Origin of the sequence: Cypionkella sp. (assembly GCF_030652235.1) — a bacterium.
Classification (GTDB): Bacteria; Pseudomonadota; Alphaproteobacteria; order Rhodobacterales; family Rhodobacteraceae; genus Cypionkella.
Map to the genome: position 1 here is coordinate 67,038 of NZ_JAUSBA010000024.1, position 22,156 is coordinate 89,193.

The 22,156-nt window shown below is 59.2% G+C and carries 30 protein-coding genes; 10 read left to right on the plus strand and 20 right to left on the minus strand.

What is annotated here, in order from left to right; all coding sequences use genetic code 11:
• Nucleotides 1-127 precede the first annotated feature (127 nt).
• The gene (locus Q7V03_RS07025) at nucleotides 128-766 is read left to right on the plus strand and encodes a ribonuclease T2 (protein ID WP_304924891.1); all 639 of its coding nucleotides are present in this window, start codon (nucleotides 128-130) and stop codon (nucleotides 764-766) included.
• 233 nt (nucleotides 767-999) lie between these two features.
• On the opposite strand, the gene Q7V03_RS07030 is transcribed toward Q7V03_RS07025, so the two are convergent.
• The 3 genes from Q7V03_RS07030 to nth form a co-directional block, all read right to left on the minus strand.
• A complete protein-coding gene (locus Q7V03_RS07030; protein ID WP_304924892.1) occupies nucleotides 1,000-1,170 on the minus strand; it encodes a hypothetical protein in 171 nt (56 codons plus the stop codon).
• 252 nt (nucleotides 1,171-1,422) lie between these two features.
• Nucleotides 1,423-2,406 (minus strand): adenosine kinase, encoded by a 984-nt coding sequence (locus Q7V03_RS07035; RefSeq protein ID WP_304924893.1) that lies wholly within the window; start codon nucleotides 2,404-2,406, stop codon nucleotides 1,423-1,425.
• Complete coding sequence (gene nth / locus Q7V03_RS07040; RefSeq protein ID WP_304924894.1) at nucleotides 2,403-3,047, minus strand: endonuclease III; 645 nt, start codon at nucleotides 3,045-3,047, stop codon at nucleotides 2,403-2,405. Before nth ends, Q7V03_RS07035 begins: the two co-directional genes overlap by 4 nt.
• A gap of 102 nt (nucleotides 3,048-3,149) precedes the next feature.
• Between nth and Q7V03_RS07045 the strand changes: the two genes are divergently transcribed.
• The 3 genes from Q7V03_RS07045 (at nucleotide 3,150) to Q7V03_RS07055 (ending at nucleotide 5,640) form a co-directional block, all read left to right on the plus strand.
• Nucleotides 3,150-3,980, plus strand: a complete 831-nt coding sequence (locus Q7V03_RS07045) for a methylated-DNA--[protein]-cysteine S-methyltransferase (protein WP_304924895.1) — start codon at nucleotides 3,150-3,152, stop codon at nucleotides 3,978-3,980.
• A gap of 135 nt (nucleotides 3,981-4,115) precedes the next feature.
• Nucleotides 4,116-4,769 (plus strand): OmpA family protein, encoded by a 654-nt coding sequence (locus tag Q7V03_RS07050; RefSeq protein ID WP_304924896.1) that lies wholly within the window; start codon nucleotides 4,116-4,118, stop codon nucleotides 4,767-4,769.
• A 103-nt stretch (nucleotides 4,770-4,872) separates the two neighbouring features.
• Nucleotides 4,873-5,640, plus strand: a complete 768-nt coding sequence (locus Q7V03_RS07055) for a FadR/GntR family transcriptional regulator (RefSeq protein ID WP_304924897.1) — start codon at nucleotides 4,873-4,875, stop codon at nucleotides 5,638-5,640.
• Between the two features lie 60 nt (nucleotides 5,641-5,700).
• Here Q7V03_RS07055 and Q7V03_RS07060 read toward each other — a convergent pair whose 3' ends face one another.
• The 5 genes from Q7V03_RS07060 to Q7V03_RS07080 all read right to left on the minus strand — a co-directional run bounded on the left by Q7V03_RS07060 (nucleotide 5,701) and on the right by Q7V03_RS07080 (nucleotide 8,325).
• The gene (locus Q7V03_RS07060) at nucleotides 5,701-6,267 is read right to left on the minus strand and encodes an ATP F0F1 synthase subunit B (RefSeq protein ID WP_304924898.1); all 567 of its coding nucleotides are present in this window, start codon (nucleotides 6,265-6,267) and stop codon (nucleotides 5,701-5,703) included.
• Nucleotides 6,268-6,271: 4 nt separating this feature from the next.
• Nucleotides 6,272-6,820 (minus strand): F0F1 ATP synthase subunit B', encoded by a 549-nt coding sequence (locus tag Q7V03_RS07065; RefSeq protein WP_304924899.1) that lies wholly within the window; start codon nucleotides 6,818-6,820, stop codon nucleotides 6,272-6,274.
• Between the two features lie 83 nt (nucleotides 6,821-6,903).
• Nucleotides 6,904-7,143 (minus strand): F0F1 ATP synthase subunit C, encoded by a 240-nt coding sequence (locus Q7V03_RS07070; protein ID WP_304924900.1) that lies wholly within the window; start codon nucleotides 7,141-7,143, stop codon nucleotides 6,904-6,906.
• Between the two features lie 47 nt (nucleotides 7,144-7,190).
• Nucleotides 7,191-7,961, minus strand: a complete 771-nt coding sequence (locus Q7V03_RS07075; RefSeq protein WP_370651083.1) for a F0F1 ATP synthase subunit A — start codon at nucleotides 7,959-7,961, stop codon at nucleotides 7,191-7,193.
• A gap of 1 nt (nucleotide 7,962) precedes the next feature.
• A complete protein-coding gene (locus Q7V03_RS07080; RefSeq protein ID WP_304924902.1) occupies nucleotides 7,963-8,325 on the minus strand; it encodes an AtpZ/AtpI family protein in 363 nt (120 codons plus the stop codon).
• Between the two features lie 203 nt (nucleotides 8,326-8,528).
• On the opposite strand from Q7V03_RS07080, the gene Q7V03_RS07085 reads away from it, so the two are divergent.
• Both Q7V03_RS07085 and Q7V03_RS07090 read left to right on the plus strand, forming a co-directional pair.
• Nucleotides 8,529-8,879, plus strand: a complete 351-nt coding sequence (locus tag Q7V03_RS07085) for a metalloregulator ArsR/SmtB family transcription factor (protein WP_304924903.1) — start codon at nucleotides 8,529-8,531, stop codon at nucleotides 8,877-8,879.
• A 253-nt stretch (nucleotides 8,880-9,132) separates the two neighbouring features.
• A complete protein-coding gene (locus tag Q7V03_RS07090; RefSeq protein WP_304924904.1) occupies nucleotides 9,133-9,318 on the plus strand; it encodes a hypothetical protein in 186 nt (61 codons plus the stop codon).
• On the opposite strand, the gene Q7V03_RS07095 is transcribed toward Q7V03_RS07090, so the two are convergent.
• The 12 genes from Q7V03_RS07095 to Q7V03_RS07150 all read right to left on the minus strand — a co-directional run bounded on the left by Q7V03_RS07095 (nucleotide 9,287) and on the right by Q7V03_RS07150 (nucleotide 17,377).
• On the minus strand, nucleotides 9,287-10,096 hold the full coding sequence (locus Q7V03_RS07095) for a division plane positioning ATPase MipZ (protein WP_304924905.1): 810 nt from the start codon (nucleotides 10,094-10,096) through the stop codon (nucleotides 9,287-9,289). The genes Q7V03_RS07090 and Q7V03_RS07095 overlap by 32 nt on opposite strands.
• A gap of 134 nt (nucleotides 10,097-10,230) precedes the next feature.
• Complete coding sequence (gene rpmE / locus Q7V03_RS07100) at nucleotides 10,231-10,452, minus strand: 50S ribosomal protein L31 (RefSeq protein WP_054005494.1); 222 nt, start codon at nucleotides 10,450-10,452, stop codon at nucleotides 10,231-10,233.
• 11 nt (nucleotides 10,453-10,463) lie between these two features.
• Nucleotides 10,464-10,838, minus strand: a complete 375-nt coding sequence (gene rplS, locus Q7V03_RS07105) for a 50S ribosomal protein L19 (protein WP_304924906.1) — start codon at nucleotides 10,836-10,838, stop codon at nucleotides 10,464-10,466.
• Nucleotides 10,839-11,264: 426 nt separating this feature from the next.
• Complete coding sequence (gene trmD / locus Q7V03_RS07110; protein WP_304924907.1) at nucleotides 11,265-12,098, minus strand: tRNA (guanosine(37)-N1)-methyltransferase TrmD; 834 nt, start codon at nucleotides 12,096-12,098, stop codon at nucleotides 11,265-11,267.
• Nucleotides 12,099-12,129: 31 nt separating this feature from the next.
• Nucleotides 12,130-13,029 carry a hypothetical protein gene (locus Q7V03_RS07115; RefSeq protein WP_304924908.1) on the minus strand — a complete coding sequence of 300 codons (900 nt, stop codon included), beginning with the start codon at nucleotides 13,027-13,029 and terminating at the stop codon, nucleotides 12,130-12,132.
• 99 nt (nucleotides 13,030-13,128) lie between these two features.
• The gene (rimM, locus tag Q7V03_RS07120) at nucleotides 13,129-13,638 is read right to left on the minus strand and encodes a ribosome maturation factor RimM (RefSeq protein WP_304924909.1); all 510 of its coding nucleotides are present in this window, start codon (nucleotides 13,636-13,638) and stop codon (nucleotides 13,129-13,131) included.
• 67 nt (nucleotides 13,639-13,705) lie between these two features.
• Nucleotides 13,706-14,062, minus strand: coding sequence for a 30S ribosomal protein S16 (gene rpsP, locus Q7V03_RS07125; protein ID WP_304924910.1), 357 nt, complete (start codon nucleotides 14,060-14,062; stop codon nucleotides 13,706-13,708).
• Nucleotides 14,063-14,104: 42 nt separating this feature from the next.
• Nucleotides 14,105-14,401, minus strand: coding sequence for a chorismate mutase (locus Q7V03_RS07130; protein WP_304924911.1), 297 nt, complete (start codon nucleotides 14,399-14,401; stop codon nucleotides 14,105-14,107).
• Nucleotides 14,398-14,928 carry a GNAT family N-acetyltransferase gene (locus tag Q7V03_RS07135; RefSeq protein ID WP_304924912.1) on the minus strand — a complete coding sequence of 177 codons (531 nt, stop codon included), beginning with the start codon at nucleotides 14,926-14,928 and terminating at the stop codon, nucleotides 14,398-14,400. The genes Q7V03_RS07130 and Q7V03_RS07135 overlap by 4 nt, the downstream gene beginning before the upstream one ends.
• Nucleotides 14,925-15,461 carry a GNAT family N-acetyltransferase gene (locus Q7V03_RS07140; protein ID WP_304924913.1) on the minus strand — a complete coding sequence of 179 codons (537 nt, stop codon included), beginning with the start codon at nucleotides 15,459-15,461 and terminating at the stop codon, nucleotides 14,925-14,927. The genes Q7V03_RS07135 and Q7V03_RS07140 overlap by 4 nt, the downstream gene beginning before the upstream one ends.
• On the minus strand, nucleotides 15,458-16,957 hold the full coding sequence (ffh, locus tag Q7V03_RS07145; RefSeq protein WP_304924914.1) for a signal recognition particle protein: 1,500 nt from the start codon (nucleotides 16,955-16,957) through the stop codon (nucleotides 15,458-15,460). Before ffh ends, Q7V03_RS07140 begins: the two co-directional genes overlap by 4 nt.
• 258 nt (nucleotides 16,958-17,215) lie before the next feature.
• Entirely contained in the window at nucleotides 17,216-17,377 is a 162-nt protein-coding gene (locus tag Q7V03_RS07150; protein WP_304924915.1) for a hypothetical protein, read from the minus strand.
• A gap of 170 nt (nucleotides 17,378-17,547) precedes the next feature.
• On the opposite strand from Q7V03_RS07150, the gene Q7V03_RS07155 reads away from it, so the two are divergent.
• From Q7V03_RS07155 to xylA, 4 genes are all read left to right on the plus strand, one after another.
• Nucleotides 17,548-18,429, plus strand: a complete 882-nt coding sequence (locus Q7V03_RS07155) for a LysR family transcriptional regulator (protein WP_304924916.1) — start codon at nucleotides 17,548-17,550, stop codon at nucleotides 18,427-18,429.
• 10 nt (nucleotides 18,430-18,439) lie between these two features.
• Nucleotides 18,440-19,342 (plus strand): DMT family transporter, encoded by a 903-nt coding sequence (locus Q7V03_RS07160; protein WP_304924917.1) that lies wholly within the window; start codon nucleotides 18,440-18,442, stop codon nucleotides 19,340-19,342.
• Nucleotides 19,343-19,413: 71 nt separating this feature from the next.
• Nucleotides 19,414-20,850 (plus strand): xylulokinase, encoded by a 1,437-nt coding sequence (xylB, locus tag Q7V03_RS07165; RefSeq protein ID WP_304924918.1) that lies wholly within the window; start codon nucleotides 19,414-19,416, stop codon nucleotides 20,848-20,850.
• Entirely contained in the window at nucleotides 20,847-22,148 is a 1,302-nt protein-coding gene (gene xylA / locus Q7V03_RS07170; protein WP_304924919.1) for a xylose isomerase, read from the plus strand. The genes xylB and xylA overlap by 4 nt, the downstream gene beginning before the upstream one ends.
• The last annotated feature ends 8 nt before the right edge of the window (nucleotides 22,149-22,156 follow it).

The window sequence follows — 22,156 nt, forward strand, 5'->3', positions numbered from 1 at the left end:
GCAAACGGGCGGGGCTTTACAAATCTTCCCCGAGCCGGGAAAACGGCTGCGGCCGGGGCCGCGAAGTTTTCGTTTTCAGGGAAATCTTCGCCCATATACTGCGGTTTTTGACAAAGGGAAAGTGGTAATGCGTCAACTGACCTTGGTGATCGCGGCGATTTGTTACGCCGCAATGGCGCAGGCTCAAGGCGAGAAAGCAGGCGATTTCGACTATTACGTCATGTCGCTGGGCTGGTCTTCCAACTGGTGCGCCCTCACAGGCGATGACCAGAGCGACCCGCAATGCGACGCCGGGCGCGGCCTGACATGGACCCTGCACGGGTTATGGCCGCAATACGAGAATGGCTATCCCTCCGACTGCCGTACCGTGCAAAACGACCCCAACCGCAGCGATTCCGCCCAAATGGCCGACATCATGGGCGGTGCGGGCCTTGCGTTCTACGAATGGAAAAAACATGGCCGCTGCTCGGGCCTGTCGGCCAAATCCTACTATGCCACCATGCGCAAAGCCTACAAGGCCATCACAATCCCGCCAATATTCGCCAAAATCACCGCAGACCTGCGGGTTCCGGCTTCGGTGATCGAAGATGCCTTCTTCGAGTCCAATCCCCAGATCGCCCGCGATCAGATGACCGTCACCTGCACCCAAGGCATGATTCAAGAACTGCGGATTTGCCTGACCAAAGACTTGGAACCACGCCGCTGCGGGTCGGATACGATCAAAGACTGCACCCTGAAGGATGCGGGGTTAGAGGCGGTGCGGTAAAACGCCCTTCGACCCCACCACACAGAGGGCAGATCTCGGCCGCCGGGTGGTCACGCAACAGCCATTCTAGGCGATGTATCGCGTACCCAATCCCACAGAATTTCTAAGCGGTACAGCTCAAAGCGCCCGCCCGAGGGAGCGGTCGGGCGCGGCCCTGCTGCGCTAAAGCGCCCCGATTCCGGGCTGGAAATTTACCTGAAAAGCTTCAGTCAAAAAAGGACAGCCGTCCTTCTTCATTTCGCCTCAGCCGCCTTTTCCGCCGCAGCCGCCTTCATCCGTGCGACCAGTTCTTCTTTGCTGGCCTTGCCGCCTGTCGCTGATTTCTCAGCGCCGAGGCCCTTGCCAACATGGTGCTTGGGGACGTTTTTTTCGCCCTTGGGATTGCCCGATTTGCCGTAATCCATAGTGTCGCCTCATATCCAACAGTGTAACGCCGGTCATGCCCGAATCCGCAGCATCCCGCAACCCACAGCGAAAACCTCAAGCCCTCTTGAATATCAGGCCCAAAACGAAGCCTTCACAGCGTCATCTTGGCCCAAATACTCCCTGCGGAGCACTTTAGGTCAGACAGGGTGCAAAAGCTAACAAAACCTTAAATTGACCCCATCAACCCATTGATAAGTATATCATAAATTTGGTCCCGAGTTGGGACCTCCCTAAATCAGCCCCTCACCCGCGAACAAATCCGCCAAATTTGCCTCCGGTCGCGCCCCAAAATGCCCGATCACCTCGGCGGCCGCCACGCAACCCATCCGGCCCGCAACTTCCAAAGACCGCCCCGTCGCGATCCCATACAAGAACCCCGCCGCGAACTGATCCCCCGCCCCGGTCGCATCGACAGGCACCACCCGCCGCACCGGAACCACGGCCCGCTCCTCACCCCGAATGACGATCACCTCATCGCCAGACCGCGTGCAAACCACCAGCCCCGAATCCCCCGCCGCCTGCTTCAACGCGTCGTCCAGATCGGTCTGATACAGGCTGGACCACTCATGCTCGTTCCCGATCACATAATCCAGATCCTTGACCAACCGCCGAAACTCGCCGCGATGCCTGTCCACACAGAACGGGTCCGACAGCGCAATCCCCGCCTGCCCCCCCGCCGCCTGACACAGCTTCGCCGCCCGCTCAAACGCCTGCATCCCCTTCGGCTTGTCGTAAAGATAGCCTTCAAGAAACAGCACCGCCGCTTGGCCTGCCACCTCATCCGAGACATCATCTGGCCCGAGTTCCGAGGAAATCCCCAGATAGGTATTCATCGACCGCTCCCCATCCGGGGCCACGAAGATCATCGAGCGCGAGGTCGGCAATTCCCCCCCAACCACCGGGGCGTTGACGAAATCGGTGCCGCCTTCCGCCATCGAAGTGGCATAAAACCGCCCCAACGTATCATCATGCACCCGGCCAATGAATGCCGTGGTCAGCCCCAGATTGCCAAGACCCGCCAGCGTGTTCGCCACCGACCCACCCGGAGCCTGCACCCGCCCGGCCATCGCCGCATACAAAAGCTCGCCACGCTCGCGCTCGACCAGCTGCATGATACCCTTTTCGATGCCCATCATCTCAAGGAAGCTGTCATCCGCCTGCGCGAATACATCGACGATCGCATTGCCGATGCCGACAACCTGATAGCGTTTCATTGGGTCTTTTCCTCGAACAGGCAGTCATCAGCAATCGGGCAGATGCCGCATTTGGGTTTGCGCGCGATGCAGATATATCGTCCGTGCAGGATTAGCCAGTGATGGGCGTGGCGTTGAAATTCGGCGGGCACGTTGTCTTCAATCGCCCGCTCGACCGCCGTTTCATCCTTACCGGGTGCTATCCCAGATCGGTTGCCCAACCGGAAAATATGCGTGTCCACCGCCTGCGAGGGCTGGCCGAACCACATGTTCAGCACCACATTGGCAGTCTTACGCCCTACCCCCGGCAACGACACCAGCGCGGCGCGGCTGGAGGGCACCTCGCCGCCGAAGTTATCAATCAACAGCTGCGAAAGCTTGATCACGTTCTTCGCTTTGGTGCGATACAGCCCAATGGTCTTGATATGTTCGATCACGCCGTCTTCGCCTAAAGCCAGCATTTTGGCGGGCGTGTCAGCAATGGCAAACAGCTTTCGGGTAGCCTTGTTCACCCCCACATCGGTCGCCTGTGCCGACAGGGCCACGGCTACGACCAGGGTAAAGGCGTTGGTATGCTCCAATTCCCCCTTTGGCTCGGCCTCCAAGGCTTGGAACCGGGTGAAAATGCGCTGCATGGCGGCGTAATCAAGCTGGCGTGTCATAGGCCTGATATGCCCGATGCCGCCCAACCGGGCAAGCCTAAGAGCAGGAATCGGGTCGCGAAACCGCACCCGTGCCCTTATCTTGTGCGTAAGGAGACCGTTATGACCGATCAATCCAGCTATCACTACGCCGTCATCGCCCGCGCTTTGAAGATTGTTGACGCGGGAGGCCCCGGCCAAAGCCTTGATGATCTCGCCGCCCAGATGGGCATGAGTGCCGCGCATTTTCAGCGCACCTTTTCGCAATGGGTCGGCGTCAGTCCCAAGCGTTACCAGCAATACCTGACGCTGGACCATGCCCGCCGTCTGCTGGCCGACCGCTTTACAGTGTTGGAAACCGCCCATGCGGCAGGCCTTTCTGGGGGGGGGCGCCTGCATGATCTGTTCCTGACGTGGGAGGCAATGAGCCCCGGCGATTATGCTACCGGCGGCGCGGGCCTACTGATCCGCTGGGGCTATTTTCCGACGACGTTTGGCGAGGCTTTGGTGATGGCCACGGATCGCGGCATCTGCGGGCTTGGATTTACCGAGGAATTTGGCCGTGATTGGTCGATGAATGATCTGACGGCCCGCTGGCCGCAGGCGAGCTATATCGAGGATCAAAGCATTGCGCCGCTGCTCAACGCGGCCATGGCGGGGCGCACCGCCCGGTTGCACCTGATCGGCGCGCCGTTTCAACTGAAGGTCTGGGAGGCTTTGTTGCAGGTGCCGTCCGGCCATGTCACCACCTATTCTGAACTGGCGGGGGCTGTTGGCCACCCGACAGCGCAGCGCGCGGTGGGTACGGCTGTTGGGCGCAATCCAATCAGCTTTCTGGTGCCCTGCCACCGTGCCCTGCGTAAATCGGGCGGCTTGGGTGGGTATCACTGGGGGCTGCCCGTCAAACGCGCGATCCTCGCATGGGAATCCGCGCGCGAGGATGCGAGGGTGTGATTGAGGCCTTATCCCATTCTTTCACTGCTGCGCGATAAATTGCCAATCCTGTGTGGGAACCATGCCTCCCGATCCGCGTTAATGTATATCTATGTTCGAGGCCGAAGCGGCCCACCCAGCAGATTAGAGGCAGCTATGAAGTTCAAGTCCCCCGTTATCATTTCCACCGTCGCGCTGTTGGCGCTGACCGCCTGCGTCAACCCTGATGCTTATCCGAACGACCCGAACGCCCGCGCGAAAAACGGCGCAATCGTTGGCGGCCTGTTGGGCGCTGTCGCGGGCGGCACCAGCAAGGGCGACAATGCCTTGGCAAAAGCTGTTGTTGGCGGCGCGCTGGGTGCAGCGGTCGGCGGCGCGATTGGCTCCAGCTTGGATGCGCAAGCGGCTGACCTACGCGGTTCGCTGTCGTCCAACGTCTCGGTCACCAACAACGGTCAGTATCTGGTTGTGAACATGCCACAGGACGTGCTGTTCGCCAGCGACAGTGCGACGCTGCGCCCGGACCTGACCTCAGATTTGCGCGCCGTGGCTTCGTCGCTGAACCGCTACCCGAACTCTACCATCGAAGTGATTGGTCACACCGACAACACCGCTTCGGCGGCCTACAACCAGGACCTGTCGCAACGCCGTGCTTCGGCCGTGGCCAACGTGCTGATCGGCTCTGGTGTGCCTGCTGGCCGCGTCGCCGCCTATGGCCGTGGCGAGGATCAGCCGATTGCCTCGAACCTGTCGGCATCAGGGCGCGCGCAAAACCGTCGCGTGGAAATCATCATTCGCCCGACTCGTTAAGCTTACAATCATCGCTCAAAGGGCTGGGGGAAACCTCGGCCCTTTGGCATTTGCGAGACACCGCGATTGGTCATATATTCACACCAATCAGCCGGAGCCCCTCATGCCCTTCCTCAAAATCGACGCGGAAAAACTATCGCAATCGGTGGTTCAGCAAATTGAACTGTTGATTCTGCGTGGCATCTTGCGCCCCGGTGAGCGTCTACCGTCCGAGCGTGAGCTATCGGAGCGTATGGGCGTCTCGCGGCCGAGTTTGCGGGAAGCCGTGGCGGATTTGCAGGCACGGGGGTTGCTATCAAGTCGCCCCAATGCTGGAATTTTTGTGGCCGAAGTGTTGGGATCAGCCTTCTCACCTGCCCTCGTCGGGTTGTTTTCCGCGCATGAAGAAGCAGTGTTCGACTACCTCGACTTCCGCCGCGATATGGAGGGGCTGGCGGCAGAGCGTGCCGCACGGCTGGGGTCCGATACCGATCTGGCGGTGATTGCGGCGATCTTCGCCAAGATGGAGGCAGCGCATACCAAGCGCGACCCTTCGGATGAAGCCGAGCTGGACGCGAATTTCCACATGGCGATCATCGAGGCCAGCCATAACGTGGTGATGCTGCATATGATGCGGTCGATGTATGATCTGCTGCGGCAAGGGGTGTTCTACAACCGCCAAGTGATGTTCAAGAATCGGCTGACCCGTGATCATCTGTTGGATCAGCACCGCGCGATCAATACCGCCATTCAGGCACGCGACCCGGCGGCAGCGCGCGAGGCGGTGACGACACATCTTGGTTTTGTTGAGGCTGCGATGGCCGATCAGATCAAGGCCAACCGAAACGAGGCGATTGCCCGTCAACGCTTGCAGCACGAGCAATCGAAATAGGTCTGTAGAAATGAAGAGGCCCGGTGCGAACACCGGGCCTCTTCAAATATTTCCAAATGCTTAGTGGAACTTCGCGTCGACCGTGGCAATCGCCGCATCAATCGAAGCCGCAGCGGTTTGTGCCGTGGCCTGTTTGGCCAGAACTTCGCCAGCAGCAGCCACCGCAACCGAAATCGCGCTTTCGCGGATTTGGCGCAGGGCTGACGCTTCTGCCGACGCGATCTGCTCATCTGCAGCTGCCAGACGGCGCGCGATCGAGTCTTTCAGATCAGCCTTGGCTTGTGCCGCAGCAGCCTGAGCCTCTTCCTTAGCCGAAGCAATGATGCGCGCAGATTGCTCTAGAACTTCCTTGTGCTTGGCATCGTAAGACCCCAGCAGCGCTTTGGCTTCGTCACGCAGTGCGCGCGCCTCGTCCAACTCGGTCTTGATGCGGGTTGCCCGAGCATCAAGCGCAGTGGCCAGCTTTGCCGGAACCCCGGTGTACAGCAGGATACCGACGAAGATAAGGAAAGCGATCAGCACCACAAAGTTGGTGTTGCGCAGACTAACCAAAGGCTCGCCGTGGTTATTGCCGGTCAGAACCGCTACAATGCCAAGCAAGGCAATGATGTAAAAGACCTTTTTCATCGCGTTACCCTTTCAGCCGAGCAGTGACTGCCGCCGTGATCGACCGAGCATCGGCCGTGCCGCCCAAAGCCGACACCAGTTCTTTAGCGGTGTCTTTTGCCACTTCCGAGATGGCCGCTTGTGCGCCAGCCCGGATCTCATCAATCCGGCCCGCCGATTCTGTGGCTTTCGCCGCGATCTGAGCATCAGCTTTCGCAATGGCTTTATTCAGGTCAGCCTGAATGTCTGCCTTCGCCGCAGTGACGATCTTACCTGCCTCAGCACGGGCCGAAACCAGCGCGTCGTTGTAGGCTTGCTCGGCCGCAAAAACCTTTTGCTTCAGCTCTTCGGCTGCCGCAAGATCGTTGATGATAGTGCCGCGCCGGATTGCCAAAGTGCCAGCAATACGTGGCAAGGCCACCAACTTCAGCACGAAGAAGATCACCAGCAAGGTGACCACAAGCCAGAAGATCTGGTTTGCGAAATGTGTCGGATCCAGCTGCGGCATTCCTGCCTTAGCGGCCCCGTGCGCAACTTCCGTTGCGGCTTCAGTGGTCGTGGTCGTGGTCGCCATTTTGCCCTCCGTCGGACCCTTTTTGAAGTTCAAGGGCACCGCGCGATGGCGGCACCCCTGACCGTAAGGATGCGAGCGTCAGATCAGACTGCGAACATCAACAGCAGAGCGACAAGGAACGAGAATATCCCCAAAGCTTCTGCGAAGGCCAGACCGATGAACAGGGTCGCAGTTTGCGAGCCAGCTGCCGAAGGGTTGCGCAGAGCGCCAGCCAGGAAGTTGGCGGCAACGTTGCCAACACCTATTGCTGCAACGCCCGTTCCGAAAGCCGCGATACCTGCGCCGATGAATTTGCCCAATGCTGCTGCTGCTGCGAGTTCCATGATATTCTCCTTAGGATGGAATAGGTTAGGTTTCTGGTTGGCCTAGGTCAGTGCCCGGGATGCAGGGCATCTTTCAGGTACACACAGGTCAACATGGTAAAGACGTAGGCTTGGATAACGGCGACAAGGACCTCTAGCGCATAGATGGCTGTAATCGCGAGAATTGAAGCCGGGGTTACCAACACACCGATCCCCGAAACCAGGATCATCGGTGCGAAGGCTGCGAATACTTTCATGACAGCGTGTCCTGCCATGACATTGCCAGCAAGACGAATAGAGTGGCTGACAGGTCGAACGAAGTAAGAGATCATCTCGATCACCGCAATTATCGGACGCAACGCCAACGGTGCATCTTTCATCCAGAACAGACCGAGGAAATGGAAGCCGTGTTTCCAGAAGCCCAGCAGGGTAACAAATAGGAACACGCCAATACCCAGCACTGCAGTGACCGCAATGTGCGACGTCGGCGAAAACGAACCCGGCAGCAGGCCCAATAGGTTGGAAAACACAATAGTTAGGAACAGGGTCATCACAATCGGGAAATACTTCGCGCCATCTTCGCCCGTTACATCGACGACCATGTTGTGCACGAAGTCATAGCCCATCTCGCCAATCGACTGCATCCGCGACGGGATCAGCTTACGACCAGCCGAGCCAACAACGAAGAAAATCACCACTGCTACAGCGGCCAACAACAGCCAAACTGTTGCGTTGGTGATGGTATACCAGTGAATCGGGCCATCGCCAAACAGCGGATGAACTTCAAACTGCTGGAGCGGATGGAACGACAAACCACCTTCTTGCGCTTCGGCTGCCACGTCAGTCTTCCTCTTCATCGTCGGCCACGTTAGTGGCGTTTTGTCGCGGGTCAACCGCCGCAGCGGTCGCTTTGTCCTGCATCTCTTTTGCCGAGCGCAGCATGGTTTTCACCCCTGCCGCAAACCCTGCCAACACGAACAGCACAAGAAATATCGGCATGGTCCCAAACAAGGTATCCAGACCATATCCGATGCCGAAACCGATCAGAAGACCGGCCACAAGTTCTATCACCATGCGCCATGCCAGCTGGGCCTGACGATGGTTATCCTCTTGCGCAGAGCGGCGGGGCGCGGCTGCAGCTTTGGCGGTTTCGATCCGCTTTTCGAGGGCGGCTAGGCGCTCACGATCTGCGTCGGATACCACGGCAAAGCCTCCAGAAGATTGAGCGATACCTACGGATTGGGGCGTTGCGAGTCAAGCGGGGAAATCTGCCGTTAAGGGATTGATATTATTGATCGTTCTGACGGTGGGTTGGAAACCCACCCTACGATTTTCCTGCCAAGTCACCGCGTTGTATATTCAACCATCTGGTTGACGATCCTGTGAGGTATTGTGATAGTCGCACCATGGCCGCCAATCTTGACAGTGTGTTCTCCGCCCTCGCCGACCCAACGCGGCGGACGATTTTGGCGATGTTGCTAGAAGATGACATGGCCGTCACTGATGTGGCCCAGCCATTTCAAATGAGCCTGACCGCGATTTCCAAGCATCTTGGCATACTGGCCGAGGCAGGCTTGATCAGCCGTGAAAGGCGCGGGCGGGTGATCTGGTGCAAGCTGGAGCCGGATGCGATGCGCAATGCGTCGGTCTGGATGCAAGGGTTTGGGCAATTTGAGCCGATTGATCTGGACGCCTTCGAGCGGTTCTTAGAGGACGAATTGGCGGAAGAGGATACCGGGACCGAAACGCAGAGCTAATGCTTTCGTTGTGCGTTGGAATACCTGAGACCGCTCTCTTGTGAAGCGCTGCAACTCGACGGAAATGCTGTGGCTTTCGTAGCGTGATCTGACGTTCATGGCACTTCTAAACCGGGGTCGGCCAAAGTCGAAACAGAAGCCCTCAGCTTCAACCACTGTAAAAATGGCCAGAAACTAACGCCAGTCGGACATTTTCTAGCCGCGATTCAACTCCAGATTGGGCTCATCAAAATGCACGCCACAGGAGATCGCCATGAAGTTCGGATACGGCCTGTTCGCCAGGTTTGGCCTGTTTAGCAGCTTTGCCCTGTTCACCCGCAAGGTCGAAGCCGGCCCAGACCTGTTTGAGATGCGGTTGGAACGCACTCGCATGCGTGAGGCGCGCCGCGAAGCCCAGCCCATGCTGTTCAGAACGAGACTGTCACCCCAGGAAGCTTAAGCTCTTTCATCAGGTCGCGCAGTTCTTGCCGAGCTGCGATGTTAGACAGGTTCAGCTGATCCACCCCGGTATCCTTGAGATCCAGCAGGGTCAGGCCGCGCGGGAACAGTTCGCGAAAGATCACCCGCTCGGAAAAACCGGGCGAGACGCGGAAGCCGATGCGCTTGGAAAGTTCCTCCAAAGCCGCCCCCACCTTCTTCTTATTGTGCATCTGCTGCGCGCCCAAGCGATTGCGCAACACAATCCAGTCGATGGGCCTCAGGCCCGCCTGCGCGCGAAGTTGCCGCGCGTTCCACACCATTTCAGAATAGATTGACGGGCCTTTGACTTTTCCGGTTTCCGCATCGACGCGCGCCAGGAGATCAAAGTCGATAAAGCTGTCGTTCAGCGGGGTGATCAGCGTATCGGCAAGGCTATGTGCAACTTGGGAAAGCCGCGTATGGCTGCCGGGACAATCGATCAGGATGAAATCTGAAACCGCTTCCAGTTGTGCAACCGCTGCCGACAGTCGCGCATCAAAAGCGTTCTCGCCCTGCGCCAGTGATCCGGGTTCAATCTCGGGCAGATCACGGTAATCGGGGGTGGGCAGGTCAAGATTGGCGCGGGCCATAAAAGCGCGGCGGTTCTCAACATAGCGGCCAAAGGACTTCTGGCGCAGATCGAGGTCAAGCGCGCCGACCCGGTGCCCCATCCGGCACAAAGCGGTTGCGACATGCATACAGGTGGTCGATTTGCCCGAACCGCCCTTTTCATTGCCGACAACGATGATATGCGCCATGCCGCGTGTCCCCTTTGGTCTATCAGGCTTCCTATACGGATAGCGGCGGAAAGGGGAAGCGAGAAGTGGAGTCGCGGGCCGCAATGAGAAAGGGCGCCTCCGCAGAGACGCCCTAATCTTGCAGCGGTGTTGGATCAGAAACCCAGACCGGCGTATTTGTTCTTGAACTTCGACACGCGGCCGCCGGTGTCCATCAGTTTGGCCGAGCCACCGGTCCAGGCCGGATGTGCCAGCGGGTCGATGTCCAGCGCCATCTGGTCGCCTTCTTTGCCCCAAGTGGTTTTGGCTTGGAACAGGGTGCCATCGGTCATTTTGACGGTGATGGTGTGATAGTCGGGGTGAATTCCGTCTTTCATCGCTCTGCTCCTTACTCGGCTTTGGGTTTGTAGTTGGTGTCTTCGACGATCCGGGCCGATTTGCCGCGACGATCGCGCAGGTAATACAGCTTGGCGCGACGCACGCGGCCACGGCGGACCACTTCGATGCTGTCGATGTTGGTCGAATACAGCGGGAACACACGCTCCACACCTTCGCCGAACGAGATTTTGCGGACGGTGAACGAAGCCGAAATGGTCGAGCCGCCCTTACGAGCGATGCAGACGCCTTCATAGTTCTGCACGCGCGAGCGGGTGCCTTCGGTCACTTTGTAGCCGACTTTCACGGTATCACCGGCTTTGAAATCCGGAATTTTCTTGCCGAGCGCAGCGATCTGCTCGGCTTCAATGATGGCGATCAAATTCATCGCAGTTCCTTTGTTTGCAGGGTTTTCCCCGACGTGATGCAGCCGTAGAGCTTCTGGTCTTCGATCGGGTCGCCACAGATGTGACCCCGCCAGAGATGCGGCTTGCTTTTGAATTCCGAATTTCGGGCCAAACTTGCGGAAGAAGGCAAGCATTGCGGCCAAAAGAATCGGGCCCGATGGGCTTTTGACCCCGGACTAAGGGCGTATAGGGTTTGTAGGGGGATGGGTCAAGAGGCCTTGGGTGTCCACGCGGGGACAAGGGTAGCGGGCATGTAAAATCAATAGGTTAGCATAGGGTTATTGAGGATTTGTTAACGGTTGGCGTGCGGAAATCTAGGTGCTTTCGGCGGGGATATTTAAGCGCAGAGGATGACCTTCAGGTTTGCTCTTTTTGCTATACTCCCCGCGGAGCGTTCCGCTGATTTCTCAGGCCTTCCGGCGCAGATAAGCTTGCCACAGATCAGGCCGCCTTGTTTTGGTGATTTCCTCGGCCTGCGCTTGGCGCCATTTGGCGATGGCGGCGTGGTTGCCGGATTGTAGCACTTCGGGGATCGGCAGATCGTTCCAGATTGCGGGGCGGGTGTATTGCGGGTGTTCCAGCAGGCCGTCGGAGAAGGATTCCTCGACCGTAGATTCATGATTTCCAAGCACTTTCGGCAGCAGGCGCACGGTGGCGTCGATCAGGGCGGATGCTGCAATTTCGCCGCCTGTCAGCACAAAATCGCCAAGGCTAACTTCTTCGATGTCGTGATGATCGAGCAGGCGCTGGTCGACGCCTTCAAAGCGGCCACAGAGCAGGGTCACGCCATCGCAGGCCGCGAAGCGGCGGGCCATGGCTTGGTTGAACGGTTTGCCGCGTGGGCTAAGGTAGATCACCGGCCAGCGATTGCGGTCGCGCGGCGTGTATTGAGCCGCATCGGTCAAAGCCGCATCCAGCACATCGGCGCGCAGCACCATGCCTGCGCCACCGCCTGCCGGAGTGTCATCGACGTTCAGGTGTTTGCCCTGCCCGAAGCTGCGCAGGTTGATCACATCCAGCGCCCAGAGGCCCAAATCCAGCGCCTTGCCGGTCAGCGAAATGCCCAAAATGCCGGGGAAAGCATCTGGCATCAGGGTGATGACTTTGGCGCGCCATGCGTCTTTGACGTGCAAAGGCTCCTCCATCAGATCGCGCGGCTTCAAACTGGCGCGGATCGAGATGCGGCCATGCGATTTGCTGGGTGGGGTGTCATTGGCGGGCGTGTCGTGTGTATCGGTCATATTGGCTTTTAGCCTGTCGCGGGCACCCCGGCTAGGCCAAACCATCCGCGGGTTGGGCGGCGTTCGTTGCGGCGATCAAATCGCGCAATGGGGTTTCGGCGGCAGAATTGAGGTGTTTCGCCAGCCACTCGGCCAGCAGATCAGCACTGGGGGATTTGCCCCAGATATCCGGGTCTTGTGCCATGGCATCCCTGAGACGGGTGGCAAACAGGCTGATCAGTTCGGGGTCATCCGGCAGCAAAGCCAGCGCGAGCGTTGGGCCGTCGCCGGGCACCTGAACGATCAGGGCTGGATCGGTGCTGTGCAGGATCATGGCAATGATTTCGGCTTGGGCGGAACCTGCACGGGCGCGTTCAAACAAAGCGGTGCGGATAAACGCAGGCTCGGCATGGGCGGACAGCGCCAGCAGGTGTTGGGCCACGGTGGCGGGGGTGGTGTCATCGGGCAGATCGGCCAAGGGAGCGATCATGCGGCGCGCGGTGTTCAACTCGCTGCGTTCCACCGGATTGCCGGGATGGGCGATTTGATCAATGGCGTGATCCAGAAAGCCATTGATTTCATTAATCTTCCACGGATCCCAAATCATCCGGGCCAGAGGGATCGACAGGAAAGAAATCGCAACGGGCAGCATTTCGGAATAGGGCGGGATGAAGCCCAAAGCGCCGCCGATGCCCCGGCCCACGCCGAACAGCAGGGTTACGAACAGCAGCTGGATGGCGGCATTGCTGCATAGAGTGGCCCATGCTTGATACTGCGTCCAGTCGTGGAATTGTCGCGGCCAGTTTTGCGGGCGAATGATGAATTGCCATAGCAGAAACAGCAACGTGAAGACCGGCACCAAGGGCCAACCATAGCCGCCCAAGCCAGCCATCAACGGCCCTAGGTACAGGAGGGCGGTTGCGCCCATCAGCCATGGCATACGGTTGTGCATCACGTCCTCTTGCAGCCCTGCGCAGCGTGGCGTGGCGGCGGATCTTAGTCTAGCCCCAGTTTTTGGTCTGGCCCCTTGGCATCTGCCCTAAAGCGGTCTTTATTCAAGCCCTTCCGGTGGATCGACGATGATGCGGCCAGCGGTGAGGTCTACCGTGGGGACGACCTTGAGCGTGAAGGGCAACAGCAGCCCGGATTTCAGGCCAGGACCTGCGATTTCCAACAGATCGCCCGCGCCGTGGTTATGAACGGCTTGCACGCGGCCGAGATCTTTGCCGCCAGTGTCAAACGCGGCAAGGCCGATCAGATCGGCGTGGTAGAATTCATCATCGGGCAGGTGCGGAAGTTTTTTCTTGTCGACATATAGACTTACGCCTTTCAGGGCATCAGCTTGTTCCTTGGTTTCCACGCCCGTGACGCGCGCGCCAAGACCACCTGCGACGGGGCGGGTCAGTTTGATTTTATAGGTGGTTTGGCCGTCTTCGCTGAACAGCGGGCCGTAGGTGGCGATGGATTCAGGGGCGGTACAGAAGCTTTTCAACCGCACTTCGCCTTGCACGCCGAAAGAGCCTGCGATGGCGCCGACGCAGATATGGTCTGGGTTGGGCATGAGACTCTCCAATGCTAGGATGCGGCACCCGGAAGGGAGCCGCAGTTTTCAGGGATCAGCAAGCTGATTATTCAGCAGCTGCCGGTGCTTCGGTGCGCGCGGCTTTCTTCTTGGTCAGCTCGGTCATACGTTTGCCGGGCACGGCCGATTTCGGGTTCGAGCGGACCTTTTTCGCCAGCACGCCAGCAGCTTCCAGCATACGCGCGATACGGTCGGTTGGCTGTGCGCCTTGGCTCAGCCAGTATTGCACGCGCTCCATATTCATTTTCACGCGCTCTTCGCTGTCTTTGGCCAGCAGCGGGTTATAGGTGCCCAGCTTTTCCAGGAAGCGGCCATCGCGCGGGTTGCGGCTGTCAGTGGCAACGATCGAATAGTGCGGGCGCTTTTTAGAACCACCGCGGGCGAGGCGAATTTTCATGGACATGGTGTAGTCTCCTTAGGTTTGGTTGGAACCGCGGTTGTGCGGTTATTTCTGCAGTTGTTCGTGATGCCTGATGACTTCCGAGATGATGAAGGTCAGGAATTTTTTGGCAAATTCGGGGTCGAGTTCGGCTTCTTTCGAAAGCCACTCCAACCGTTCGATCTGGCGGGCTTCGCGCGTAGGATCAGAGGCGGGAAGATCATGTTCGGCTTTCAGGCGGCCCACGGCTTGGGTGCGCTTGAAGCGTTCGGCGAGGGTGTAGACGAGGATCGCATCGAGACGGTCAATAGATTCGCGGTGGTCTTTCAACAGCTCGGCGGCGATGGCGGTGACGTCGGTCATTGTAGCTGCTCCGGTGAAGGGTGACGCCAGACTTGCATCGCGCCATACGTGGCATGGAGGAAATCACCGTCACGACTGCAATCCATGCGCCCGGCAAGGGCTTGGCTGCGCAAATTATTTGGCATGATCAGGCTGATCGCCGTTTGCCAGCCCAAACTGGCATAGGCCCAAGCGCGTGCTGCACGCGCTGCCTCATAGGCATAGCCTTTGCCCTCGGCCTGCGTGGCCCAAACAGTCCAGCCGATTTCCGGTTCTGGCCAGCCCTCGGGAAACCATGGACCCGCCATGCCATAGGGTGAATCAGTGGCTTTGTCGGCAAAAATGAATGTGGAAAAGCCACGATGCACCCAATGCCCCGTCAGGTGGCAAAAGCTGCGCCATGCCAAGCCACGATCCATCGGACCACCAATGAAGCGCGACCGTTCGGATGCAGCACAGTCGGCCCAAATGTCGAAATCCGCAAGCTTTGGCCCGCGCAGGCGGAGGCGTTCAGTTTCAATCACGGGTATTCCCAACAACTCGATCATAGTGCAGCCCGTAGATGGTGGCGGATCACAACATCAGTGGGGTTCACGCCGGGGCCATCAACCAAGGTGCCGCCCAAGCGCAAAGCCAAAGCGATAGAACGCGCGTTGCCGGGAGCAATATAGTTGTCGATATGATCCCATCCAAAGGTGTCACGCGCCCAAGCCATCACGGCGCGGGCACCTTCCGCTGCAAGACCTTTGCCTTCGGCATGACCCTCGACATACCAGCCGAGTTCGGGTTCGGGATAGCCTACGGGCTGATAAATACCGACTTCGCCGAGATATTCCTCGGTTAGGGGATCTTCCATCGAGAAAGGACCAAAACCCATCAAGGGCCATTGTGCAACTTCGGAGGCGAAAATCCGCCACGCCTGTTCGGCGGCAAAAGGCCCACCTTCCCAGATTGCACGATCCGACGCGTAAAAGGCTTGACGATGCGCAAAATCTTCATAGCGCGGCATACGCAGGCGCAAACGCTCGGTCTGGATGACCGGCGCTGTGGCATGAGCGATATGCTGCGGGCGGGTGATCATTTCTTCTTCATCAACCCCGAGAGCGACGAGGGCAGGCTTAGGCCGCGCGGCATGCCGGGGAAGCCCCCACCCATGCCTAGTCCCTGTTTCATGCCTTTGGCGGCTTCGGCCATGGCTTCGGGCGACATGTTGGCCATATCGGGCATCCCGCCCTTGGCACCGATCATCTGCTTAATGGCGTTTTTCATCGCGCCACCCTTGCCCATTTTCTTCATCATATCAGCCATTTGCTTATGCTGTTTCAGAAGTTTGTTCACTTCGGAAACCTCAAGCCCAGCGCCTGCGGCGATGCGCTTTTTGCGGCTGGCGGCCAGCAGATCGGGGTTGGCGCGCTCTTTCTTGGTCATCGAATTGACCAAGGCGATCTGATGCACAAGCATTTTATCATTGAAACCAGCGGCTTCGGCTTTCTTGGCCATGCCACCCATGCCCGGCATCATGCCCATCAGGCCCTGCATGCCGCCCATTTTCTGCATCTGTTCAAGCTGCGATTTCAGGTCGTTCATGTTGAACAGACCCTTGGCGAAACGGCGTGCCATACGCTCGGCTTGTTCAGCTTCAAAGGTTTCGCGGGCCTTTTCGACCAAGGCCACAATGTCGCCCATGCCAAGTATGCGGCCTGCGACACGCTCAGCCTCGAAGGTTTCCAGCGCGTCCATCTTTTCGCCAAGACCGACGAAGCGGATCGGCTTGCCGGTGACAGCGCGCATCGACAGCGCGGCACCACCGCGACCGTCGCCGTCCATACGGGTGAGGACGACGCCCGAGATGCCGACTTTGGCGTCAAATTCCGACGCCACGTTGACCGCATCTTGCCCGGTCAGACCATCGACGACCAACAGGGTTTCGCGTGGCTGGGCGATATCGCGCACCGCTTGGATTTCCGCCATCAACACTTCATCGATGTGCAGACGGCCAGCGGTGTCAAAGAACACCACGTCATAACCGCCCATCGCGGCTTGAGTTTTGGCGCGCTTAGCGATCTGAACGGCGGATTCGCCTTTTACGATCGGCAGGCTGTCAACGCCAACTTGTGCTGCGAGGATCGCCAACTGCTCCATAGCGGCGGGGCGGTTGGTGTCCAAAGACGCCAGCAAGACGCGCTTGCCGTTGCGTTCTTTCAAACGTTTCGCCAGCTTGGCGGTGGTGGTGGTTTTGCCCGAGCCTTGCAGACCAACCATCAGGATGGCGGACGGCGGGTTGTCGATTTTCAGTGCTTCGGGTTCATCATCACCCGCCAGCACCCGCACCAACTCGTCATGCACGATCTTGACGACCTGCTGGCCGGGGGTGATCGATTTGGTGACGGCTTGACCAATGGCGCGAACTTTGACGGCTTTGACGAAGTTGCGCGCCACCTCCAGCGACACGTCGGCATCGAGCAAAGCAGTGCGGACTTCACGCAGGGCGGTGTCAACGTCAGCCTCGGACAGCGCGCCGGCTTTGGTCAAGCGGTCGAACACGCCACCAAGGCGTTCTGACAGGCTTTCAAACATCGCGCTCTCCTAGACCAAAACCCCTATATGGGGCACTACTGCGGGTTCCCCAAGGCCAATGCGGAACAGCACCTGTGGGCGCAACGCGCTGACAGGTGGCGATCCCGGCTAAAGCCAAAGGACCGGAAGCGGTTGCCTCCGGGGAATTGGGACGGGGGGTACGCGGTTGCGGGGCGGGAGTCAAGCGGGCCTAAGGGATCAGCGTTTTTCGGGTGCTTTTTGGTCTGCCCGGCTTTCGGTTTAGCCCGGCCTTTTGATTTAACCACGTGTTGATCTGCTGCACGGCGGTTTGCGCATCTGACGCCAAGCGGAATATTGCAGATAACGGCAGTGGCGGGCCTTGGCCAACCAGATCACCGAGATCGGCAGCATGGCAACGGCGACACCAATGCCCATCAGCACGGGGCTGGCGCGCGGCACCTAGCGATCCGGCAATGAGCAAACAAGCTTCATGGTGGTCTCTGGTGGCTTGAACATCCTGACCTTAGCATCCGTCTTACGGGCAAGCCTTATGTCCAAGCCGACAAATCTCTTGCTTTATTGGCGGCCTTTGCTGATTTATGTGCGCAAATGCACAGGGGATCTGCTAGATGGATAACTGGGACGAGATCAGGACGGCGTTTCAGGTGGCGCGGATAGGCACGGTTTCAGGGGCTGCCGAGGTGATGGGGGTGCATCATGCCACGGTGATCCGCCATATCGACAGTCTGGAAAAGCGGCTGGGGGCGAAGCTGTTTCAGCGCCATGCGCGTGGCTATACTCCGACGGAATCCGGGCGGGATTTGTTGTCGGTGGCGCAGACCACCGAGGATCAGTTTGGTCAGTTGGCCAGCCGGATCAAGGGTCAGGGCGAAACCGTGGCCGGAGAGTTGGTGGTGACCTCGATCACCGGGATTGCACATTTGTTGGCCCCGGTTTTTGCGACCTTCCAAGAGGCGCATCCGGCGGTGGTGATCCGGTTTCTGACCGATATGCGGCTGTACCGCTTGGATTATGGCGAAGCGCATGTGGCGATCCGCGCGGGAGCTACACCGCAGGAACCCGATAACGTCGCGCTGCCCTTGGTGAAGATGCAGATCGGACTTTATGGCTCGAAAGCCTATGTGGCGCGGCACGGTCTGCCGAACAGCGAAGCCGAACTGATGCTGCACCGCTTTGTTGGCGTCGATAACCCTGACAACCGCGCGCCGTTCTATCGCTGGCTGCGGGAACGGGTGTCGCAAGATCGTCTGACCTTCCGCGTCAATGAACCTGCGGCTTCAGAAGCGGCGGTCAAGGCGGGGATGGGCTTAGGCTTTATGCGCGCACATGAGGCGCGGTTGGATCCCGATCTGGTCGAGGTAATGGCCCCGATCCCAGAGTGGGACTCGCCGCTCTGGATCGTGACCCATGTGGATTTGCATCGCACGCTGAAGGTCCAAAGCTTCCTGAACTGTTTGCGGCAATCGGCAGCAACCTGGTGCAGTGGTTGAGGCTATAGCGGTGAGGCTTTGGGCAGGGTTAGACCAACCGCAGCGCGGCCATGTTGCGATGCTGGCGTTTTCGGCACTTGTCGCAGGCAGCTTTTGTCTGGGGGCAATGGCGGCCCCGCATGTCTCACCCTCGGCCCTGACGGTGGCACGGTTTGCTTTGGCGGGGGCTTTGGTGGGGCTGGCGGCATTTCTGACCGTGGGGGTGCCGCGTAAGACATGGGCGGCACCGTGGCGCTATGTGGTGCTGGGCGGGTTGCTGGCATGTTATTTCGTGCTGATGTTCTGGGGATTGCAGACGGCTGAAGCCGTGCCGACGGCGGCGGTGTTCACCCTGACACCGTTGATGGCCGCGGGGTTTGGCTGGCTGCTGCTGGGGCAGATCACCACGCTGCGGATGGCTCTGGCCTTGGCGATTGGCGCGCTGGGCGCGCTGTGGGTGATCTTTGGCGGTGATCTTGCCGCGTTGGCGCGGTTTGAGGTGGGGCGCGGCGAGGTGATCTATTTCTTCGGCTGCATTGCACATGCGCTTTATGCACCGATGGTGCGCAAGCTGAACCGAGGTGAGCCTGCATTGGTGTTCACCTTCGGCATGATGCTGGCAGGCTTTGTGATTCTGTGCCTGTGGGGTTGGCGCGATGTGCTGGCGACCGATTGGGCCGCCCTGCCCGCTATCGTATGGATTTGTTTGGTTTATGTATCGGTCGCGGCCTCTGCGATGACCTTTGTTTTGCTGCAATTTGCCACGCTGCGACTGCCTTCGGCCAAGGTGATGGCCTATACCTATTTGGTGCCAAGCTGGGTGATCCTGTGGGAAATCGCGCTTGGCCGCGCAGCACCGCCGATAAATGTGCTGGGCGGTGTCATTCTAACCGCTTTGGCTTTATTCCTGCTGTTGAAGGATGAAACGGCATAGCGTAAACGTTTTCACAACTGGCATGTTAGCGCTAATAGTGCTGGATGCGATCGGTTCTGGAGGGGACACATATGTATATCGGGCTCGATCTGGGCACCTCGGGGCTGAAGGGCATCTTGATGGATGAGGGCCAGCGCGTGCTGGCAGAGGCAACCGCGCCTTTGACGGTAGAGCGTCCGACAGAGGGGTGGTCAGAGCAGGTCCCAGCCTCATGGATCGCAGCGGCGGAACTGGTGCTGGGCAAGCTGGCCGCGTCTGGCTTGGGGGCAGTAAAGGGCATTGGGCTTTCCGGCCATATGCATGGTGCGACCTTGCTGGACAGCGCCGACGAGGTGCTGCGGCCCTGCATTCTGTGGAACGACACCCGCAGTTTTGCTGAGGCGTCGGCTTTGGATGCGCGACCAGAGTTCCGCAACCTGTCAGGCAATATCGTGTTTCCAGGTTTTACCGCGCCAAAGCTTGACTGGCTGCGCAAGCATGAGCCTGCCCTGTGGGACAAAGTGGCGAAAGTGCTGCTGCCAAAGGATTATCTGCGGCTGTGGCTGACAGGCGAGCATGTGTCTGAGATGTCGGATGCCGCTGGCACCGCTTGGCTGGATACGGGCAAGCGCGATTGGTCGGATGTGTTGCTGGCCGATACCGGGCTGTCCCGCGCGCAGATGCCGCGTTTGGTCGAAGGCTCGGAGGTTTCGGGGGTACTTCGGGCTGCGTTGGCCATCCGGTTCGGTATGCCTGCGGGCGTGGTTGTGGCCGGGGGCGGCGGTGATAACGCGGCCTCGGGCGTTGGGGTCGGTGTGGTGCGCGCGGGCGAAGCGTTTGTATCTTTGGGCACTTCTGGCGTGCTGTTTGCCGCCAATGATGGCTACCAGCCCGACCCAGCAACGGCGGTGCATACCTTCTGCCACGCTTTGCCGAACACTTGGCACCAGATGGGCGTGGTTCTGGCCGCAACCGACGCTTTGAACTGGTATTCCAAGCTGGTCGGCACCGATGCCGCCACCTTGACGGGCGAACTAGGCCCGTTACAAGCCCCCAGCAAAACCGTGTTCCTGCCGTATCTGGGCGGCGAGCGCACGCCGTTGAATAGCGCTTCTATCCGGGGGGCGTTCACCGGGTTGGAGCATGCCACCGACCGTCAAGCGGGCACCCGCGCGGTGCTTGAAGGCGTGACCTTTGCCTTCCGGGATTGCCGCGACGCTTTGGCTGCGACGGGGACGAAGTTAGAGCATTTGCTGGCGGTGGGGGGGGGGACGCGCTCTGACTACTGGCTGCGCGCGATTGCGACGGCACTCGATTGCCCGGTCAGCTTGCCTGTGGCTGGCGATTTCGGTGGTGCCTTTGGTGCCGCCCGCCTTGGCCTGATGGCCGCCACAGGTGCTGGTGCCGAAATCGCCACCCTTCCGCAAATCGCGCGGGAAATCCTGCCCGACCCTGCCCTTAAAGATGCCTTCGATGCGGGCCACGCCCGTTATCGCGCTGCCCAAACCGCTATAAGGAGCCTCGCATGACCGATTTTTTCAAGAATATCCCCGCGATTAAATATGAGGGTGAAGGCTCGACCAACGAGTTCGCCTTCCGGCATTACGACCCCGATGAGGTGCTGCTGGGCAAGCGGATGGAAGACCATCTGCGCTTTGCCGTCGCCTATTGGCACAGCTTTGCGTGGCCCGGTGGCGACCCGTTTGGCGGGCAAACCTTTGATCGCCCGTGGTTCGGCGACACCATGGCGCTGGCGAAACTAAAGGCCGATGTGGCGTTTGAGATGTTCGATATCTTGGGCACGCCGTTCTACGCCTTCCACGATGCCGATGCGCGGCCCGAGGGCGCGACCTTTGCCGAAAGCCTGCGCAACCTTGAGGAAATCGTTGATTACCTTGGCGAAAAGCAAGCCTCTCACAAGGCCAAGCTGCTCTGGGGCACCGCCAATATGTTCAGCCACAAGCGCTGGATGTCGGGGGCTGCCACCAACCCCGACCCGGAAGTCTACGCCTACGCTGCGGCCACGGTGAAATCCTGTCTCGATGCCACCCATAAACTTGGCGGCGCGAACTATGTGCTGTGGGGCGGGCGTGAGGGCTACGAAACTTTGCTCAACACCGATCTGAAAGCCGAACGCGCGCATGCTGGCCGCTTCCTGCAATCGGTCGTCGAGTATAAGCACAAAATCGGCTACAAGGGCGCGATCCTGATCGAGCCGAAGCCGCAAGAGCCTTCGAAGCACCAGTATGACTACGATGTGGCGACGGTCTACGGCTTCCTGAAGGATTTCGGGCTGGAGAAAGAGGTTCAAGTCAACATCGAGCAGGGCCATGCGATCTTGGCCGGGCACTCGTTTGAACATGAGATCGCCACCGCTGCGGCCTTGGGGATCTTTGGCTCGATCGACATGAACCGCAACGATTACCAATCCGGCTGGGACACCGACCAGTTCCCGAACAACCACGCCGAAAAAGCCGTGGCGTTCTATGAGATCCTGCGCGCGGGCGGTTATACCACCGGCGGCACCAACTTTGACGCCAAAGTGCGGCGGCAATCGCTGGACCCGGAAGATCTGATCCTCGCCCATGTCGGCGGCATGGACACCTGCGCGCGGGCCTTGAAGGCGGCGGCGTATCTGCTGGAGGATGACACTTTGGAAGCGGCACGGCGCGCGCGCTATGCCGGGTGGGAGCGTGAAGGGGCTAAAGCGATGCTGACGCAACCGCTGGAAGTGATCGCGGATGCGGTGATTGCGAACAACATCAACCCGCAGCCGCGCTCGGGCCGTCAGGAACGGTTGGAGAACCTGTGGAACCACTACATCTGAGCGGATGC

Coding starts and splice junctions, on each gene's coding strand:
- Q7V03_RS07025 (WP_304924891.1), top strand. CDS start 128: ATGCGTCAACTGACCTTGGTGATCGCGGCGATTTGTTACGCCGCAATG.
- Q7V03_RS07030 (WP_304924892.1), bottom strand. CDS start 1,170: ATGGATTACGGCAAATCGGGCAATCCCAAGGGCGAAAAAAACGTCCCC.
- Q7V03_RS07035 (WP_304924893.1), bottom strand. CDS start 2,406: ATGAAACGCTATCAGGTTGTCGGCATCGGCAATGCGATCGTCGATGTA.
- nth (WP_304924894.1), bottom strand. CDS start 3,047: ATGACACGCCAGCTTGATTACGCCGCCATGCAGCGCATTTTCACCCGG.
- Q7V03_RS07045 (WP_304924895.1), top strand. CDS start 3,150: ATGACCGATCAATCCAGCTATCACTACGCCGTCATCGCCCGCGCTTTG.
- Q7V03_RS07050 (WP_304924896.1), top strand. CDS start 4,116: ATGAAGTTCAAGTCCCCCGTTATCATTTCCACCGTCGCGCTGTTGGCG.
- Q7V03_RS07055 (WP_304924897.1), top strand. CDS start 4,873: ATGCCCTTCCTCAAAATCGACGCGGAAAAACTATCGCAATCGGTGGTT.
- Q7V03_RS07060 (WP_304924898.1), bottom strand. CDS start 6,267: ATGAAAAAGGTCTTTTACATCATTGCCTTGCTTGGCATTGTAGCGGTT.
- Q7V03_RS07065 (WP_304924899.1), bottom strand. CDS start 6,820: ATGGCGACCACGACCACGACCACTGAAGCCGCAACGGAAGTTGCGCAC.
- Q7V03_RS07070 (WP_304924900.1), bottom strand. CDS start 7,143: ATGGAACTCGCAGCAGCAGCAGCATTGGGCAAATTCATCGGCGCAGGT.
- Q7V03_RS07085 (WP_304924903.1), top strand. CDS start 8,529: ATGGCCGCCAATCTTGACAGTGTGTTCTCCGCCCTCGCCGACCCAACG.
- Q7V03_RS07090 (WP_304924904.1), top strand. CDS start 9,133: ATGAAGTTCGGATACGGCCTGTTCGCCAGGTTTGGCCTGTTTAGCAGC.
- Q7V03_RS07095 (WP_304924905.1), bottom strand. CDS start 10,096: ATGGCGCATATCATCGTTGTCGGCAATGAAAAGGGCGGTTCGGGCAAA.
- rpmE (WP_054005494.1), bottom strand. CDS start 10,452: ATGAAAGACGGAATTCACCCCGACTATCACACCATCACCGTCAAAATG.
- rplS (WP_304924906.1), bottom strand. CDS start 10,838: ATGAATTTGATCGCCATCATTGAAGCCGAGCAGATCGCTGCGCTCGGC.
- trmD (WP_304924907.1), bottom strand. CDS start 12,098: ATGACCGATACACACGACACGCCCGCCAATGACACCCCACCCAGCAAA.
- Q7V03_RS07115 (WP_304924908.1), bottom strand. CDS start 13,029: ATGCACAACCGTATGCCATGGCTGATGGGCGCAACCGCCCTCCTGTAC.
- rimM (WP_304924909.1), bottom strand. CDS start 13,638: ATGCCCAACCCAGACCATATCTGCGTCGGCGCCATCGCAGGCTCTTTC.
- rpsP (WP_304924910.1), bottom strand. CDS start 14,062: ATGTCCATGAAAATTCGCCTCGCCCGCGGTGGTTCTAAAAAGCGCCCG.
- Q7V03_RS07130 (WP_304924911.1), bottom strand. CDS start 14,401: ATGACCGACGTCACCGCCATCGCCGCCGAGCTGTTGAAAGACCACCGC.
- Q7V03_RS07135 (WP_304924912.1), bottom strand. CDS start 14,928: ATGATCGAGTTGTTGGGAATACCCGTGATTGAAACTGAACGCCTCCGC.
- Q7V03_RS07140 (WP_304924913.1), bottom strand. CDS start 15,461: ATGATCACCCGCCCGCAGCATATCGCTCATGCCACAGCGCCGGTCATC.
- ffh (WP_304924914.1), bottom strand. CDS start 16,957: ATGTTTGAAAGCCTGTCAGAACGCCTTGGTGGCGTGTTCGACCGCTTG.
- Q7V03_RS07155 (WP_304924916.1), top strand. CDS start 17,548: ATGGATAACTGGGACGAGATCAGGACGGCGTTTCAGGTGGCGCGGATA.
- xylB (WP_304924918.1), top strand. CDS start 19,414: ATGTATATCGGGCTCGATCTGGGCACCTCGGGGCTGAAGGGCATCTTG.
- xylA (WP_304924919.1), top strand. CDS start 20,847: ATGACCGATTTTTTCAAGAATATCCCCGCGATTAAATATGAGGGTGAA.